Source organism: Flavobacterium sp. B167r (genome assembly GCF_056824315.1).
On record NZ_CP124859.1, the window covers coordinates 460,001 to 476,704 of the forward strand.

The 16,704-nt window shown below is 36.1% G+C and carries 15 protein-coding genes and 1 rRNA gene; 5 read left to right on the forward strand and 11 right to left on the reverse strand.

Annotated elements, in window-relative coordinates; translation table 11 throughout:
• Positions 1–10 precede the first annotated feature (10 nt).
• Both QLQ96_RS02265 and QLQ96_RS02270 read right to left on the reverse strand, forming a co-directional pair.
• Positions 11–1,524, reverse strand: a 16S ribosomal RNA gene (locus tag QLQ96_RS02265).
• A 245-nt stretch (positions 1,525–1,769) separates the two neighbouring features.
• Positions 1,770–2,039: a hypothetical protein gene (locus QLQ96_RS02270; RefSeq protein ID WP_482494328.1), complete on the reverse strand. Its 270-nt coding sequence runs from the start codon at positions 2,037–2,039 to the stop codon at positions 1,770–1,772.
• A gap of 753 nt (positions 2,040–2,792) precedes the next feature.
• Between QLQ96_RS02270 and QLQ96_RS02275 the strand changes: the two genes are divergently transcribed.
• From QLQ96_RS02275 to QLQ96_RS02285, 3 genes are all read left to right on the forward strand, one after another.
• Positions 2,793–3,371: a TetR/AcrR family transcriptional regulator gene (locus QLQ96_RS02275; RefSeq protein ID WP_482494330.1), complete on the forward strand. Its 579-nt coding sequence runs from the start codon at positions 2,793–2,795 to the stop codon at positions 3,369–3,371.
• 56 nt (positions 3,372–3,427) lie between these two features.
• The gene (locus QLQ96_RS02280) at positions 3,428–4,219 is read left to right on the forward strand and encodes a glucose 1-dehydrogenase (RefSeq protein ID WP_482494332.1); all 792 of its coding nucleotides are present in this window, start codon (positions 3,428–3,430) and stop codon (positions 4,217–4,219) included.
• A 248-nt stretch (positions 4,220–4,467) separates the two neighbouring features.
• Positions 4,468–5,094 (forward strand): NAD(P)-binding domain-containing protein, encoded by a 627-nt coding sequence (locus QLQ96_RS02285; RefSeq protein ID WP_482494334.1) that lies wholly within the window; start codon positions 4,468–4,470, stop codon positions 5,092–5,094.
• A 69-nt stretch (positions 5,095–5,163) separates the two neighbouring features.
• Here the strand turns inward: QLQ96_RS02285 and QLQ96_RS02290 are convergent, their stop codons facing one another.
• The 4 genes from QLQ96_RS02290 to QLQ96_RS02305 form a co-directional block, all read right to left on the reverse strand.
• Positions 5,164–8,424, reverse strand: coding sequence for an AsmA family protein (locus QLQ96_RS02290; RefSeq protein ID WP_482494336.1), 3,261 nt, complete (start codon positions 8,422–8,424; stop codon positions 5,164–5,166).
• Positions 8,425–8,690: 266 nt separating this feature from the next.
• Positions 8,691–8,999: a putative quinol monooxygenase gene (locus QLQ96_RS02295; protein ID WP_482494338.1), complete on the reverse strand. Its 309-nt coding sequence runs from the start codon at positions 8,997–8,999 to the stop codon at positions 8,691–8,693.
• A gap of 93 nt (positions 9,000–9,092) precedes the next feature.
• Positions 9,093–9,887, reverse strand: coding sequence for a type 1 glutamine amidotransferase domain-containing protein (locus tag QLQ96_RS02300; protein ID WP_482494339.1), 795 nt, complete (start codon positions 9,885–9,887; stop codon positions 9,093–9,095).
• 129 nt (positions 9,888–10,016) lie between these two features.
• Positions 10,017–10,586 carry a Crp/Fnr family transcriptional regulator gene (locus QLQ96_RS02305; RefSeq protein ID WP_482494340.1) on the reverse strand — a complete coding sequence of 190 codons (570 nt, stop codon included), beginning with the start codon at positions 10,584–10,586 and terminating at the stop codon, positions 10,017–10,019.
• Positions 10,587–10,792: 206 nt separating this feature from the next.
• Between QLQ96_RS02305 and QLQ96_RS02310 the strand changes: the two genes are divergently transcribed.
• Together QLQ96_RS02310 and QLQ96_RS02315 are read left to right on the forward strand one after the other, a co-directional pair.
• Positions 10,793–11,788, forward strand: a complete 996-nt coding sequence (locus QLQ96_RS02310) for an SDR family NAD(P)-dependent oxidoreductase (protein WP_482494342.1) — start codon at positions 10,793–10,795, stop codon at positions 11,786–11,788.
• 30 nt (positions 11,789–11,818) lie between these two features.
• The gene (locus tag QLQ96_RS02315) at positions 11,819–12,640 is read left to right on the forward strand and encodes a helix-turn-helix domain-containing protein (RefSeq protein ID WP_482494344.1); all 822 of its coding nucleotides are present in this window, start codon (positions 11,819–11,821) and stop codon (positions 12,638–12,640) included.
• Positions 12,641–12,808: 168 nt separating this feature from the next.
• On the opposite strand, the gene QLQ96_RS02320 is transcribed toward QLQ96_RS02315, so the two are convergent.
• The 5 genes from QLQ96_RS02320 to QLQ96_RS02340 all read right to left on the reverse strand — a co-directional run bounded on the left by QLQ96_RS02320 (position 12,809) and on the right by QLQ96_RS02340 (position 16,593).
• Positions 12,809–13,198 (reverse strand): RidA family protein, encoded by a 390-nt coding sequence (locus QLQ96_RS02320; RefSeq protein WP_482494345.1) that lies wholly within the window; start codon positions 13,196–13,198, stop codon positions 12,809–12,811.
• Between the two features lie 95 nt (positions 13,199–13,293).
• Positions 13,294–13,857 (reverse strand): Crp/Fnr family transcriptional regulator, encoded by a 564-nt coding sequence (locus QLQ96_RS02325; protein ID WP_482494347.1) that lies wholly within the window; start codon positions 13,855–13,857, stop codon positions 13,294–13,296.
• 105 nt (positions 13,858–13,962) lie between these two features.
• Positions 13,963–14,424: a RidA family protein gene (locus QLQ96_RS02330; RefSeq protein ID WP_482494349.1), complete on the reverse strand. Its 462-nt coding sequence runs from the start codon at positions 14,422–14,424 to the stop codon at positions 13,963–13,965.
• Positions 14,425–14,488: 64 nt separating this feature from the next.
• Positions 14,489–15,400, reverse strand: a complete 912-nt coding sequence (locus tag QLQ96_RS02335; protein ID WP_482494351.1) for an alpha/beta fold hydrolase — start codon at positions 15,398–15,400, stop codon at positions 14,489–14,491.
• Between the two features lie 362 nt (positions 15,401–15,762).
• Positions 15,763–16,593, reverse strand: coding sequence for a helix-turn-helix domain-containing protein (locus QLQ96_RS02340; protein WP_482494352.1), 831 nt, complete (start codon positions 16,591–16,593; stop codon positions 15,763–15,765).
• Positions 16,594–16,704 lie beyond the last annotated feature (111 nt).

Here is a 16,704-nt window from a genome sequence, read left to right on the forward strand (position 1 = left end):
CGGGCTCTAGAAAGGAGGTGTTCCAGCCGCACCTTCCGGTACGGCTACCTTGTTACGACTTAGCCCTAGTTACCAGTTTTACCCTAGGCAGCTCCTTGCGGTCACCGACTTCAGGCACCCCCAGCTTCCATGGCTTGACGGGCGGTGTGTACAAGGCCCGGGAACGTATTCACCGGATCATGGCTGATATCCGATTACTAGCGATTCCAGCTTCACGGAGTCGAGTTGCAGACTCCGATCCGAACTGTGACCGGCTTTGTAGATTCGCTCCTGGTCGCCCAGTGGCTGCTCTCTGTACCGGCCATTGTAGCACGTGTGTAGCCCAAGGCGTAAGGGCCGTGATGATTTGACGTCATCCCCACCTTCCTCACAGTTTGCACTGGCAGTCTTGTTAGAGTTCCCGACTTGACTCGCTGGCAACTAACAACAGGGGTTGCGCTCGTTATAGGACTTAACCTGACACCTCACGGCACGAGCTGACGACAACCATGCAGCACCTTGTAAATTGTCTTGCGAAAGGTCTGTTTCCAAACCGGTCAATCTACATTTAAGCCTTGGTAAGGTTCCTCGCGTATCATCGAATTAAACCACATGCTCCACCGCTTGTGCGGGCCCCCGTCAATTCCTTTGAGTTTCATTCTTGCGAACGTACTCCCCAGGTGGGATACTTATCACTTTCGCTTAGCCACTGAACTTGCGCCCAACAGCTAGTATCCATCGTTTACGGCGTGGACTACCAGGGTATCTAATCCTGTTCGCTACCCACGCTTTCGTCCATCAGCGTCAATCAATTGGTAGTAACCTGCCTTCGCAATTGGTATTCCATGTAATCTCTAAGCATTTCACCGCTACACTACATATTCTAGTTACTTCCCAATAATTCAAGTCCTGCAGTATCAATGGCCGTTCCACCGTTGAGCGATGGGCTTTCACCACTGACTTACAAGACCGCCTACGGACCCTTTAAACCCAATGATTCCGGATAACGCTTGGATCCTCCGTATTACCGCGGCTGCTGGCACGGAGTTAGCCGATCCTTATTCTCACAGTACCGTCAAGCTTGCTCACGAGCAAGTGTTTCTTCCTGTGCAAAAGCAGTTTACAATCCATAGGACCGTCATCCTGCACGCGGCATGGCTGGTTCAGGCTTGCGCCCATTGACCAATATTCCTCACTGCTGCCTCCCGTAGGAGTCTGGTCCGTGTCTCAGTACCAGTGTGGGGGATCTCCCTCTCAGGACCCCTACCCATCGTAGCCTTGGTAAGCCGTTACCTTACCAACTAGCTAATGGGACGCATGCTCATCTTTCACCGTTGTGACTTTAATTATAAAATGATGCCATCCTATAATGCTATGAGGTATTAATCCAAATTTCTCTGGGCTATCCCTCTGTGAAAGGCAGATTGCATACGCGTTACGCACCCGTGCGCCGGTCTCTACATCCGAAGACATATACCCCTCGACTTGCATGTGTTAAGCCTGCCGCTAGCGTTCATCCTGAGCCAGGATCAAACTCTTCATCGTATATTTTAATATTATATCTCGATGCCTTATTCAGGTTCTTTTAAAATCTTCCGATTCTACTGCTCTTATTTCTTTTGTTCCGATTTTCATCGGAACGGCTGTCAATTCAATATGTCTACGAACGTGTATTTCTGTCTTTTCGCCTGTATCTCAAAGCGGGTGCAAAACTAAAAATTCTTTTTGTTTCTCGCAAGAAAAATTTGAAAAAATTTTGAAGCTTTTTTTTCGCCTCCTTCTTCCATTTTCTATGCCAGTATCTCAATGAGCTTTACGCGTTTTGCGGGGTGCAAATGTAAAAAGCTTTTTCTTTTCCCGCAAGCTTTTCCGAATCTTTTTTCTGAAAATTTATTTCCTTTACGATTCTTCTTTCCTGCCTGAATTTCTAAGAGCGTTTTCGCTGTTGCGGGTGCAAAAGTAGAACCTTTTTCCGCTTTTCCAAGCTTTTCCGCCCCGTTTTTTTCATGTTTTTCCGATCTTTTTCCTAACTGTCTGGCAACGGTGTTTTTACATTTCATCTTTTTTTGGTCCTGCGTAGGGTTTTTCTGGGTTCGGGTGCGGTTTTCGTGATTTTTGGTCGGTTTCGATGTTGTTTTTTGCTAGATTTTCAGTCCTGTTTGCGCTTTGGACTTGATTTTTCAGGAAATCTGAAATGCCAAAGTACCCGTTTTCCGCCGTTTTGAATCTCGCGGTGTCGCTAAGGCGCCAAGTTTTTCCTTTATCTTCTTTTGAAAACCGATGCCCTAGCCCCGATAGTAGTGGAAATCCTTTTGTGCCGGGGTTCGGCACAAAAGATTGTAGCGGATAGCGGGATTAAGCTCCTCACTAAAACCAATGTTCAAATCCTAAATTCCAAAACCCAAAAGGCTTCGGCTCCGCTCAGCCAGACAATCTATACTTATATATTATAAGTAAGTATAAAAATCTGCCTATCTGCTGGATGAACCTTATAGTAAGTACTTACTGTGATTCCGGGGACTTGTGTTTTGTAGAACTTCCTATTTTCAATATTTTTTTCATCCCGTTTGTTTTTAGTTATTAAATCAATTCGATACCTCCTTTATATATATGTAACAAAAACATTAAAGAGTTTGGGAATTTTTTCATTCTTAAGATTTCAATCATTCATTATTAGATCAAGAGTTTGAAGCGGAAATAAAAAAGCATACTGTAAGGGTGTTACGCTATTGAAACAAATAAATTCCTTAAATAAAAGTTATATTTTGCATTTCACTGTTTTAAATGAATATTTTTTCATTTAACTTTACTACATGAGACCTTTAGATCCAGAAAAAAGAGAGAAAATTTTAAAGTCCGTATATGCACTCACCGGCAAACAAGGATTAGCAAGCGTTAATATTTCAGGCATAAGCAAAACAGCTGGCATTGCTACTGGAACATTGTATATCTATTTCAAAAACAAAGAAGATCTAGTACAGCTCGCCTATGCAGCTGTCGAAGATAAAATGACGCAGGCAATGTATTGTGATTTTGATATTAATTTACCTACAAGGCAATCGCTTAAACAGATTTATGTCAATATGCTCAACTACAGGCTGAAAAATTATGATGAAACCGTATTCATCGATCAGTATGTACAGTCCCGATACATACAGATAAATTTCTCAAAACAGCTGGCCGAATATGAAATACAGAACAAACCTCTGTATGATCTTTTAGAAAAGGGACAGCAGGAAGGAATCATTAAGACCATTGATGCCATTATACTGATTAGTTTTTTTGATGGTGCAGTACGCTCGTGTTCTACAGGTATCATTCAAAAGTTGTTTCCATTGAATCAGCAACTTATCGACGACTATTTTGATATGGTTTGGAGGGGGATGATCTAATGATTTCGATTTTAAATGAACGATTTTTCAATTAACAAATATTAATACTAAATATTATGAGCATTTTTAAAGACAAAACAATTATAATTACTGGAGCGGCAATGGGACTTGGATTAGCGGCAAGCAAAGCCGTAGCGTTAAAAGGAGCCAATCTTTCGATAGTAGATTACAACGCCAAAGCACTGGAAAAAGCTAAAGTAGAAATTCAGTCAGTAGCGCCCGATGCAAAGATCATAAATATAGTCGCTGATGTTTCAGATGAACAGGCCGTAAAAAATTATGTAGACAAAACAGTTGAGGAATTTGGACGCATAGATGGTTTCTACAATAATGCAGGTATCGAAGGAAAACAGGCTTCGATAGTTGATTATGATATCAATATCTTCAAAAAAGTAATTGACATCAACCTTATGGGAGTGTATTACGGACTGAAATACGTGATTCCGGTTATGCAGAAACAAGGCGGAGGAAAAATTGTAAACGTTGCTTCTGTTGGCGGAATAAGAGGTGTTATTAATCAGATGCCGTATGTTGCAAGTAAACATGCCGTTTCAGGTATGACCAAAAATGCGGCTATAGAATATGGTAAAGATGGAATATATACCAACGCAATCGCGCCTGGAGCTATCTTGACTCCAATGGTTGCGGAAGCTTTCAAACAAGTAAATCCAGCCGATCCAAAAGCTGCTGAAACAACATATGCACAAAGAAACCCAACAAGAAAACTAGGAAAACCTGAAGATGTAGGTAACCTTGTCGCTTTTCTGCTTAGCGATGAATGCCAGTATGTAAATGGGCAGACCATTGCAATTGACGGTGGGGAATCAAACCTTTATGGCAATTCATAAATCAAAAAAACTTTATTAAGAAGCGGATTAAAGCATATGCTATAATCCGCTTTTTTTACAGTAATCAATGGAATACTTATTAAAAAGAATCTCATTTAAATATACAGAAAAGTGATCTAGTTAATTTATAAAGCCAAAGTTTCTAATAAAACCTCATCCCTTCATTCCTAATAATAATTTGAAAACAGGTAGAAATACTGTATTGCAAATCAAATCATTATAATAACTTTAAACATATTTCTAAACAGATGGCATTATTAAACGACAAAAATATGAAAATAGGAATCATCGGCATTGGAAGCCTAACGCTTGAACTGGCACAGAGAGCAGCATCTGCGGGCTATGAAGTTCTTATAAACCATCCTCGTGGCAACTCCTTCATACGGCAGACAGTTGAGAATATAATCAATACCAGATTAGTTTCGCTACAAGAAGCTGCTTCGGGAGATATTATCATACTTTTTGTTCCTAGAGAAGAACTCGAGAAAACCATTGGCATGCTGCCTGATATGACTGGCAAAATCATCGTGCATACCAGCGGACTGATCTTTAATCCAAAACTTTTGGTATCGGGCATTACCAGCGCCCTTACTTTTCAGATTACAGCTTCACTGCTTCCTGATGCTCATGTGGTAAAGCTTTTCAGCCCAGTAATGCTGGAGCCTAAAAAAACGTCACTTATAACAAAAAAGAAAGATGAAATCTATTTTGCAGGCAGCCATGTCCCTTCAAAAAACAACATCAAAACCTTTTTAAAAGACCTTGGGTTCGAACCTTTGGATCTTTCTTCTAGATTAAAATCTCAATCTGCCCTTTCCCAAAATAAGAACAGCTTATTGAAGGTTTGGTATCAGCACAATCACAAATCAAATTGATTTTTTTACAGGCTTAACAAAATTAAATAGAGATTCAAAAAATAGCACTTAAGAATCCCTAATTATGGATTATGGATTTCCCGTGTTTGAATGTGGTCTGTTCAAAGAATCTTTCTCTCTGGGCCTGCGATTTTCTGGACGCAGATTTTTAAGTTCGCTCTCTTCTGCAAAAGTTGCGTCTTCTTTAAATTTACCCGTCGAAATTTCAAAATCATCTGCCGTTCCAGTTATTTTCATCGGAATATTTATAAGTCCCATTGGCGGCAGACCTACCCGAAATCCGACATTTATTTTGCCATCCATAGTAACCTGCCCTTCCAATTTTGCCCTAAAACCTGCCATTTTCATGGTTGTCGGCGTTATAGTCATTACATTATTTTTTATGGTTGAATGAATGGCAATTTTATTAAAAGTGGCTTTCTCTAAGTCAGCGGCATCTGCTTTTTTAGCTACATGGTTTAAAAGCTTGAAATTTTTAAATTTAATATCCTCCAAAGTCAATGTTCCCTCACCCTCAATGGATTTAAAATCCATATCCATATTCTGATCGATGCTTCCTCCCAATTGGTAGTCAACTGATACCAAACCGTAAGCATCTTTAGCCATACTAACCAATTCGGCAAAAATCGGAATCTCTGCATAAGCACGTTGGATATCAAAATTACTGGCTTTAAAATTTGCATTGTATTTCGCCAAACGACGATGCTGGGCTTTATAATCACCTGTCATAGCCATTTTGGTTCCAGCCATATTAAAAGCGGCTTCCGTTACCTGAACTTTGCGATCATTAACGGCTAGGGTTCCTGTAAAATCTTTAATCTTATAAGTGTCAAATTGAAGATTATTAACTTTTGCCACTATTTTTAAATCGGCTGTGCTTGGAATCCTAATTACATAATTTTTATTCTTTGCAGTGTTATTTTTAGGAGCTGCATCTACAGATATAGAATCTGTTTTTTGGATTGCTTCTTCTTCAGCTTTCTGATCTGTATATTTTGCAATCATATCAAAAAACTCGTTTGCATCAATCTGATTACTAGAAAGGTTAATATCTGCTTTAAGTTTTTCGTTGAATTGACGTAGATATTTTCGATTAAAAAGATATCGCAAAACGTTATGAATATAGCCATTCAATACAATATCTGATTTGCCATAAGTTACATTGAATTCTTCAAAACGCATCTTATCTTTAAAGAACTTAAATGTTCCTTTAGAAATTTCAAAGGGCTCAGTAAACATGGCACTCTTGATTACTAAATTCCTAGCTTCTAATTTACCTCCGTTTTTAATATTCTCGTAATTTTTGGCATCTATATCTTTTTTAGATCCCTTAGCAATCAGATTGGTCTGGATAACTCCAGAAATGCTCATGTCTTTAACGGGGAATATCTGGGTTAGTTTACCAACATCTAATGTTCCCTGCGTTTTGATATTGTAAACCAAATCGTAGAGATTGCTGACCTCACCCTGAACTTTAAACGGTGATCCAGCTAAAGCAAATTCAGCTTGCTGTAATTTTACATTTAAATCTTCTCCAGTACCTCTCTCACTTGCTATCGCAGCATTTAGATTTATATTTTCAACAGGTATATTAGGGAATTTAAGTGATTTCAAATATCCATTCCTAATACTTACAACTACTTTTGAAGATGGATATTTTTTCTGCTTGCGGTTTAAAATTCCATGCATGCTTACCTTTAGATTTAAATCTCCTTTAACTTCTAAACTGTCTAAAGGATAAAATTTATGCACTTCTGCTAAATTTATTTTCGATTCCAATTCGGTATCTACGGTAAAAGGATATAATTTATGAAGTTCAAAACGTCCGCGGACAAAATTCCCCAACGCCTCAGCATTCAAATTGTCTATTTTGGCCGAAACGTTACGTAAAATACTGTCTTTAGCCGTTAACACTAGATTTAAACTAATGTTTTTTATGGCGTCCTTTTTCTTTATATTTTGAACAAATCCATTTTTTAAATTAAGAGTCAGCTGAAATTTAGGTATGCTTTTTATTATAGTATCTACCTTGTTTAAACGCGGACTAAAACCTAACCCTCTTTCAAAGACACCATCGGCTTTTAAATCCAAAGCAATGTCGCCTCTAATATCATTATCGTTCAGATTTAAGGCTTCCTTCAATTTTTCCAAATCTAAATCAGCTTTTACAGCGGTTTTAATTTTTGGCTTTTTGAAACCTTCCGAATGGAAATTAATTGTAGTTTTCTTTTTATCAAGATTAAATGAGAGATTTTCCAGATCAAACTTTAATTTATTAATATCTAAATCTTTAACCTCTGCTTTGGCCGATATATTGATATCTTTTACTGGCTCCTTAATTCTTTTATAGGCAATTGCACCCTTATTAATCTGCAAATCAGCAGAAACAACTGGTTTCTCTGACAGGTCTTGCATATATTTTCCGCGTGCAAAAATTCTAAAATCAATATTGCCCGTAATTGTCATCTCTTCACGCCACTTATCGTAAGTTGGAGGTACGAGAGAGAGCATTTCTTCTAATGTAGAATTTTTAGATTGCATGCGCAAATCAAAATCATATCCACCTTTTATAAACGCGAAATGACCGTTAAAGGAAAACGGGAAATTTTTAATTCGAATAACATTTTTCTCAAATTTAAACTTAAGCGCTTTAGCATCTATGTAAGTGATTATTTCAGCATTGACAGGTTTATTTCGCACATAGTCAACACCGTTTAAACTAAAATCAAATGACTTAATTTTTACATTAGAATCAAGATCAAATAAAGCTGCGCTTAAATCACCTTTCCCTTTATAGTTCAAATCCTGAACCTTAAATTTTAAAAGTGCGCTTCTGTCATTGTATGAAATATTAGTTTGTTTAATGACAACTCGCTTAATATTAAATTCCGTCTCCGTGGTATCTGTAGGAGTTTTAGAGGATTTTAGAATATTAAAATTGGCATTCCCTTTTGAATCGATTTCAAGGTTTAAATCTGCTTCATCCAGATATACCGCATCTAAAACAATCTTGCCTTTCAATAAACTATAAAAATTTAATCCAGCTGATACTCTTCCCGCCTTTACGATGCTTGCTGCTTCAAACTGTTTCTTTTTGCTGATTATGCTGACATTTTTAGCATAAACCGTTAAGGCAGGAAAATGTTTGAAAACGGAAAGTCCAATCTGTTCAAAACGCACTTTTGCATCCAAATTTTCATTTGCTATACTTTCTAATTTATTTGTTATTTGATCTTTAAATACATACGGAACAATTGTTAGCACAATTATTAAAAGCAGAAATAAGGTCGTAATACTAATTGCAGTTTTCTTTAAGAACTTCTTAGTCATTTTTTAAAAGGTATCATTTTAAGATTTTAAAAATATAGATTTAGCAGTCAAGAAAAAATCTTGATTGAGATATTAACTCAAAAATAACAATTAAATCTTAATTAGATTTCTCAGGTGCTATTCGCTGGAAAAATCTATACATACCAAAAGCTGTCTTTTGCCTCTTCACAGACAATTACAATTACGAACCCAATTTCTTTTGCTCTAGATTTGAACGCTTTCAAAACTTGTTCAAATAGATTTGATACAATATATACCTTTCTATTTTATAAATAATCTACAGGCGTCGCCAAAATAATCTCTCTACTTTCTAATAAAGGAACAATCTGGCCTAAAACCAAATCTTGAAAATGTGCTGAATTTCTATGTTCTGCAACAGCAGTTTCATTAGTATATCCTTCAAATAACAATATCACATTAGCATCAGAATTGCTTCTATGAATTTTATAAAACAGATTCCCCTTTTCTTTTGTGCTTTGATGCTGCACCGCTTTTAATATATTCAAAACGTTTTCAACTTGATTTTCTTTTACTTTCCATGTAGCAAAAACATGAACTGGATTTTGATTTTCCATTTGATTTTTCTTTTATAATTATTTTTTATTCTTTAATTCTGAAATCGTATTGGCCTTTGTTCCTTTGCGAAAAAGGCCAATACGATTTGAAGATTATTTTTTAGAAGATTCTAAAACAACAATCATCTTTTCAGCAACTCCTTTTGCGGAAGCAGGATTTTGTCCTGTCACCAAATTGCCATCTGCGATACTGTGAGGTGACCATACTGCAGCAGCGTGAAATTTAGCACCTTGTTTCGTTAATGCAGTTTCCAATAAAAAAGGCACGTCTGCAATAGCATAACCTCTTTCTTCCTCATCTGTAAAAGAGGTAATATTTTTACCATTTACCAAATAAGATCCGTTGCTTAATTTTACATTTAATAAAGATACGGGGCCGTGACACACAGCACCAACAACAACATTTCGTTCGTAAGTATCTTTAATCACTTTTTTTAGCAGTTCATTTTCTGGCATATCCACCATTGGCGCTAGTCCACCAGGTACAAAAACTGCATCATATTTAGTAACATCAACAGTTGAGAGCTTAACGGCTTTCTGCATCTTTTCCCATCCTTTTCCTGTTAGAAAGGCAAGATTGTCAGGATCATTTGCCAAATTAAGAGCGTCTAAATAAGGCGTATCTCCCGTTAAACTTGCAAAATCTACTTGATAATTTGCCTTGTCAAATTCGGCATAAGGATGTGCTACTTCAGGAAGAAAAGTACCTGTTCTTCTATTATTTGGTCCAATTGCATTGGCATTCGATACGATAATTAATATTCTCTTGTTCATTTTAGTTTCACTTTTAAGAGTTGTTTTTTGTTTTAGTGCTGTGTTTTCTTTTTGATTTTGTGCGTAAGAAGAAAAAAAGGCAATTGCCATCGATAGAATCATAAGTTTTTTCATTGCTGTAATTTTTTAGGCTGTTATAAATTATTTATAGAGCAAATTTATGTCAGCTCTACTCCTCAATACGAGGAGGAAAGTCACAAAAAAAGTGTGATGAGAATCACACTTTAAGAATAAACGGTTATGTTATTTACTATTGGAGTAAAGCCTGCTGAGGGTTTCACGGCTCACACCAAGATATTCGGCTATATATTTCTTGGGAATTTTTTGCATTAGATTTGGATAAAGCGCGGCAAATTCTTTATAACGCTGTTGTGGATTATTAGAAAGCAAGGAAACTATTCTTTGCTGAAGAGCCATATATCCTTTGGTTAATTTTACTCTAAAAAAGTGTTCCATCTTATGGAGTGCTACAGAGAGCTGTTCTCTACCCTCGAGTGTCAGGCATAAAACTTCTCCAGGCTCCATACAAACCACATAAAGGTTTGCAGGCTTTTGATTGAAATAGGCAATATAATCAGACATCCACCAATTTTCTGTGGCGAATTGTACGATGTGTTCCTTTCCTTCTTCGTTAAGATAAAAAACCCTGAAAATACCGCTCATAATTATGTATTCATATTTTGCATCATCGCCCTGCTGAATAAGATACTGATTTTTTAATACTCTTCTTATAGTAAAAAACGGCTTAATCGATTCAAACTCTTCATCTGTTAGAGTAATAATTTCTTCAATATGTTTTCTAAGCTTTTCCATGGTTTATTTTTGGCTTTTCAAAGGTATAGGATTTAATTTTGTTGATGATTAGCTACAGTATAAAAGTTCGCCCCTAATTATTTCATATTTATACTACACGATCTTCTTTCAAGAGGACTTTTAAACAAAGTAATTTCGGACGTTTAAACAAAATTAAACTTATTCATCCTCTCTAATTTTGTTCCAACAAATTAAAACAAATAAAAATGGAACAGAATAATTATCAAGGAGCATTACAGAAAGCATTAAATTCAGGGTTTAATGCCAAATCTACAACAAGTGAAGTTATAGACAGAATTAATCTTACGGGAAAAACTGTCATAGTAACTGGCGGCAATACAGGAATCGGTCTGGAAACTGTAAAAACCCTTTCTCAAGCAGGTGCATCTATCATTGTTCCGGCAAGAGATGTAGAAAAGGCGAAAAGAAATTTAGGTAAAATTGCCAATGTACAAATCGAAGAAATGGATCTTATGGATCCAAATTCCGTTAACGCCTTTGCTCAGCAGTTTTTAAATTCAGGCAAACCACTACACTTACTTATTAACAATGCAGGAATTATGTGGGTACCTCTGCGCAGGGATAGCCGAGGTTATGAATCACAGTTGGCTACAAATTATCTGGCGATGTTTCAGCTAACAGCAAAGTTATGGCCAGCCTTAAAGAAAGCAGACGGCGCAAGAGTGGTTAACGTATCTTCTGGCGGGCATCAGTTTTCGGATTTTAATTTTGAAGATCCTAATTTCTTAAATAGAGAATATGAAACCTTACAGGGATATGGGCAGTCTAAAACGGCTGTAAACCTATTTTCTCTCGAACTTGATAATCGTGCCAAAGCATATAATGTTCGCAGTTACTCCTTGTGTCCTGGCGCCGTTGGGGAAACCGAATTATCTAGAGAAGCCCCTATTGATTTATTTCAAAAATTAGGCTTTAGCGATGCTGAAGGTAATATTCTTCCGGAAGTTGCAGCTTCATTAAAAACAATTCCACAGGGAGCTGCCACAACTGTTTGGGCTGCTACGAGCCCGCTTCTGAATAATATAGGTGGCGTTTATTGTGAAAATGCAGATATAGCAGATTTGAATGCAAATACGTCTGTAATTGGTGGAGTTGCGCCTTATTCATTAAATGAAATAAGCGCTAAAAAATTATGGGAATTAAGTGAGGACATGACGGGAATTAAATTCGATTTCTGCTAAAATTTGTATCTTTATACCACACAAGAATTTATGGATTATCAGGTAAATTATATAAACCCAGACATTAAACTTTCCCACTACACTGGTAAATTGTTTAAAACGGAAGCTGCATTTAACGATCATCTGCTTGTGTGGTTAATTTCGGGTGAAACAAAAATTATTCAAGCAGATCAAAGTTTTGTGTTTGGCGCAGGGAGTACTTTTTTGATACCAAGAAACCAATTGGCAACTATTATTAATATTCCTAAAGATGGGCTTCCACACAAAGCGGTTGCCATGCATTTATCTGCTAAAAGGCTCAGGGAATTTTATAATCATGAAAATACAGGACAAAAAATTGTCCAATCTAAAGTTTTCAGTTTTCAAGAACATCCTTTGCTTGAAAGTTGTCTGGCTTCTCTGATTCCTTATTTCAGTATGCAGGAAAACTTTCCAGAAAATATTGCATCATTAAAAATCACCGAAGCAATTTCTATCCTAAGAACTATTAGCAAGGATATAGACTCTGTTTTGTCAGATTTTGATGATCCTGGTAAAATTGATTTAATCTCTTTTATGGAGAAGAACTATATGTTTAATATGCCTTTGGAGAAATTTGGATATTTAACAGGACGAAGTCTGACAACTTTTAAACGTGATTTTCATAAAGCTTTTAACAATACACCTCAACGCTGGCTAACCCAAAAAAGATTAGAATTAGCTTATCATCACCTTGTCGAAAAAAACAAAAAACCTATTGAAGTTTATTATGAAATTGGCTTTGAGAATTTATCGCACTTTTCTTTTGCTTTCAAAAAACAGTTTGGTTACGCACCGACAGAATTGCAAAAAAACAAAAATAGCTCGTATTAGTAAATTCTTAGCTGAGTTTCAATTTAACTTAAATCTCCAACAAAATGCCGAGTATAAAACATAAAAAACTACAAATCAATAATTTTCACAAACACCTATAATGCATAAAAACCAATTCGTTTCTGAATTGGTTTTTTATTTAATAAATATCTGTTTGCCGAAAACAAATTATTTAACTACAGTCGCTTCAAGTTCCACTTTTAAGGTTTCAAAGAGACTTTTCACTTCCATTAAGGTAGTGGCTTGTTTGATGTTGTGTTTTGAAACCCAATCCTGAATAATAGAGAAATGCGGCCAAAGCTCATCAGTTGCTGTGGTGTAGATATTGAGTCTGACAATCCCACTGCATTCATAACCTGCTTCAACAATTACCTGTTCGAGATTTTTAATGGCAAGTTTCATCTGGGATTCCATATCTTCATTACTTGAGATTCCGTCTGCGCTGATGGCAGTCTGTCCCGAAACATACAAAGTTCCCTCTGGATTCTTTACTTCTACTGCCTGTACATAACTGCGTTCATTTTGCCACTGCCAAGGATTTATGATTCTTTTTTCCATTTCTTGTTTATTTAAAATTTATACTGCAAAATTGGAAATAAGAAACAGAATCAGCACTTGACAATTATCACTAATATAAAGTGAGGTTTATCACATTAGGATGACAATCGGCTTAATGTTTCGCGGGAAACCCCTAAATAAGAAGCAATTAAACTTTTGGGAACTCGCTGGGTTAAGGTAGGATATTGTTTTAGAAACTGTTCATAGCGTTCTTGCGAATTGGAAGTCATCCATGAAATAATACGTCGTTGCGAACCAAGAAAACCAAAATTAGCTTTCTCTAAAAAGAAACGCTCCATTTTCTGCAGTCCGTTACATAGTTTTTTATAATCTTCAAACGTAAAACAAAGCACCACTGAATCTTCTAAGCATTCAAGAGACATTGTCGCTTCTGTTTGGGTAAAGAAGGCGTAATAATCGCTTTCCCACCAGTCTTCCATAGCAAAAGAAACAACATGTTCTTTTTCTGAATCGTCAGTATGAACCAACTTTAAAAGGCCTGAAACTATAAAATAAAAACACGGAACATGAGCACCCTTCTGAATTATAAACTGGTGTTTTTTAAATTTTTGAATTGAAAAATGCTCGCTTACGAATGTGAATTCTTCATCTGTCAGCGGAATAATTTTTTCAATATGTTCACGTAATTTTTGTTGCATATGCTTCAAAGATATCTAAATTTAATTAATTGAAAAGAATGAATATATTTTGGATAAGACATCTTATAAATTTAGGTTCGAATATATTATTCAAGAAGTATAATTTCAATGAATACCATTATTCGATGTTCGAATTTTCACTGCAATACATTCAATTTCTATAGAAGCATTCTTTGGCAGCGATGACACTTCGATAGTGCTTCTGGCTGGAAAACGCCCTTTGAAGTAGCTGGAATAAATTTTATTGACAATGTCAAACTGCTTTATATCGGTGATAAAAATCGTGGTTTTCACTATGTGATCTATATCTGAATTACTGGATTGAAGCAATGTTTCTAAGTTTTCAAGCACTTGAACAGTCTGCTCATCAATCCCATTTTTAAGAATATTAGTTTTAGGGTCAATCCCTATTTGTCCTGAAACAAATATTAGATCACCATACTCGATAGAATGGCTGTAAGGCCCAACCGGTTCAGGCAAATTGGAATTTTTAGATGTGATTATCGCTTGTGAATTACTGCATGATGAAAGCACAATCAGGAAAAATAATAGTGCAACTTTATTCATAAAATTATGTTTTTGATTAGAATTAAAAAAAGGATTGATCTTTCGACCAATCCTTTGCTGTTTATTATTTTTTAATAAAGTTTAATAACTCTGAATTGAATTTCTCTAATTCTTCAATAAATAAAGCATGACCGCTTTTTTCTAATGGCACAAGTGTAGAATTTGGGATGAGTGCATGCATCTGCTCTGCCAAATCATAAGAACAGATTTTATCAAGTTTACCATGCAAGATTAATGTTGGGATTTTAATCTTTTTCAAATCATCGCGAAGATCAGTATCTCTTAATGTTTTTAAGCCTTCAGCCATTGCATAAGGAGATGCCTGCGCCTGAATTGTACCCAACCATGCTCCATATCCAGCAGAAACGCTAGTTGCATTAGCAGGGAATATTTGTCCGAAATTCTCCAATAGCTGCGGTCTGTTTGTATTGTTAAGCTGAATTAATCCGTCAATATCTGCCTTAGTCCAATTACCATAATTGAAATCTGCTCTTTTTGTCCAGATTGGCGCTGCGGCTCCAAATAAAGCTAGTTTAGAAATATGCGCTGCATTGTATTTTGCAATATAATGAATTACTGTTGCTCCTCCCATTGAAAAGCCTCCCAAAGTTGCATTTTCAATTTTAAGTTTATCTAAAACAACTTTTATGTCATCTGCAAAAACATCATAATTGTATTTTCCGCCTGGCTTATCAGAAAGACCAAACCCTCTTAGACTGATTCCGATTACGCGGTAACCTTTTTCAACAAAATACGCATATTGATATTCGTACATGGCATCACTTAAAGGCCATCCGTGAATTAAAACTATCGGCTGTCCTTCTCCCAAATCAGTAATATGAAGTTTTACATTTTTTTCCACTTCAATATACTCTTCTCTTCCATAAGAAGCAGGAATTCTTTTTGTTTGCGCAATAGACTGCATGTTAATCAATAAAGCAGTAAATAGTCCGATTGATAATATTAAGTTTTTCATTTTTTTAAATTTTAATGTGTGATTTATTTATTTGTTATTTTGATAAGGCAAAGTTGTTCTTATTTCAAAAGAGTTACAATGGATGCTTTTCGCTTTGCACTGCACTTTTTTCTTTTTCATTCTGGGCTTCTAATATTTAGGTTCATCGCTAATTGTTGTGTTAATTTGATACTGCAAAGTTGCATCAGCAGCCGACGATTTACAATGGACAGATTTCTCCTTAAACTGCATTATTTTCCCTTGTGCATTCTAACGCCTGAAATATTCCTAAATGAAACATTCATATAGGCTGATTTGAGTTTACTCCAAAAAAAAACATGACTTAAAAAAGTCATGCCCTATCATATTCATTCATAAATGTTCTAAAACTGCTTGCGGAAAGTCAGCGGAGAAATACCAGTGCTTTTGGTGAAAAACCGAATAAAGTAAGCATCGTCATCATAATTCAAACTGTATGCTATTTCCTTAACAGTAAGTGCTGTATGTGCCAAAAGACGCTTGCTTTCCAGAATAATTCTGTTTTTAATGATCTCGTTTGGCGTATCTTTACTAATTAAACCAATTTTCTTACTTAGATTTTTAGGCGTTAAATATAGCATTTCGGCATAGTCTGCAACGCTGTGATGTGTTTTGTAATGCTGTTCTACCAATTTGCTGAACTTTCTTAGAAACTGAACATCAGCCTGCTGGTCGGTATCAGCCAAAAGATGCTGCTGTTTCCAGATTCTGGTAGATTTCAAAATTATAAATTTCAGCAATATTCGGAGCATTTCTTCGGTATTTGAATCTTCGAATTTCATTTCATTGTCGATCTCCTCTATTAATCTGCGAATCTCAGCCGACTGGCTTTCATTGAGCGCAATAAAAGGAATTTCAAAAACATTGTTATACAATATTCCGTCACAAGCCACCTCCTGATCATGGATTTCAATGCAGTAAAAATCACGGTTAAAATGTAGTAACAGCTCCCCATTAAACTTATTCTCAAGTGGTTTTATTATTACTTTCGGATTCACAAAAAGCAGCGAATCATGATCCATTTCAAACTCCTGAAAATCGATCTGCACTTTAGTCTGTTTGGGTAAAAACAAGACCTTAATATGATCTTCAATTCTGGACAGCATAATGCCATCCATCTCCTCTTGGGTAAATTTTATATTTCCGAATTGCTTATAAGAGAATTCTCTGATCATAGATTTCTGGTTTAAAAGTACTTGCTGTGATTTGATTTATATAACAGATTGCACTGATGAAGTGGTCGCAAATATATAAATTATTGGAGCTATCCAACGACAGATTCTGCC

What these genes read in the sequence shown, in the direction of transcription:
- QLQ96_RS02270 (WP_482494328.1), bottom strand. Translation starts at nt 2,039, where the DNA reads ATGAAATGTAAAAACACCGTTGCCAGACAGTTAGGAAAAAGATCGGAA.
- QLQ96_RS02275 (WP_482494330.1), top strand. Translation starts at nt 2,793, where the DNA reads ATGAGACCTTTAGATCCAGAAAAAAGAGAGAAAATTTTAAAGTCCGTA.
- QLQ96_RS02280 (WP_482494332.1), top strand. Translation starts at nt 3,428, where the DNA reads ATGAGCATTTTTAAAGACAAAACAATTATAATTACTGGAGCGGCAATG.
- QLQ96_RS02285 (WP_482494334.1), top strand. Translation starts at nt 4,468, where the DNA reads ATGGCATTATTAAACGACAAAAATATGAAAATAGGAATCATCGGCATT.
- QLQ96_RS02290 (WP_482494336.1), bottom strand. Translation starts at nt 8,424, where the DNA reads ATGACTAAGAAGTTCTTAAAGAAAACTGCAATTAGTATTACGACCTTA.
- QLQ96_RS02295 (WP_482494338.1), bottom strand. Translation starts at nt 8,999, where the DNA reads ATGGAAAATCAAAATCCAGTTCATGTTTTTGCTACATGGAAAGTAAAA.
- QLQ96_RS02300 (WP_482494339.1), bottom strand. Translation starts at nt 9,887, where the DNA reads ATGAAAAAACTTATGATTCTATCGATGGCAATTGCCTTTTTTTCTTCT.
- QLQ96_RS02305 (WP_482494340.1), bottom strand. Translation starts at nt 10,586, where the DNA reads ATGGAAAAGCTTAGAAAACATATTGAAGAAATTATTACTCTAACAGAT.
- QLQ96_RS02310 (WP_482494342.1), top strand. Translation starts at nt 10,793, where the DNA reads ATGGAACAGAATAATTATCAAGGAGCATTACAGAAAGCATTAAATTCA.
- QLQ96_RS02315 (WP_482494344.1), top strand. Translation starts at nt 11,819, where the DNA reads ATGGATTATCAGGTAAATTATATAAACCCAGACATTAAACTTTCCCAC.
- QLQ96_RS02320 (WP_482494345.1), bottom strand. Translation starts at nt 13,198, where the DNA reads ATGGAAAAAAGAATCATAAATCCTTGGCAGTGGCAAAATGAACGCAGT.
- QLQ96_RS02325 (WP_482494347.1), bottom strand. Translation starts at nt 13,857, where the DNA reads ATGCAACAAAAATTACGTGAACATATTGAAAAAATTATTCCGCTGACA.
- QLQ96_RS02330 (WP_482494349.1), bottom strand. Translation starts at nt 14,424, where the DNA reads ATGAATAAAGTTGCACTATTATTTTTCCTGATTGTGCTTTCATCATGC.
- QLQ96_RS02335 (WP_482494351.1), bottom strand. Translation starts at nt 15,400, where the DNA reads ATGAAAAACTTAATATTATCAATCGGACTATTTACTGCTTTATTGATT.
- QLQ96_RS02340 (WP_482494352.1), bottom strand. Translation starts at nt 16,593, where the DNA reads ATGATCAGAGAATTCTCTTATAAGCAATTCGGAAATATAAAATTTACC.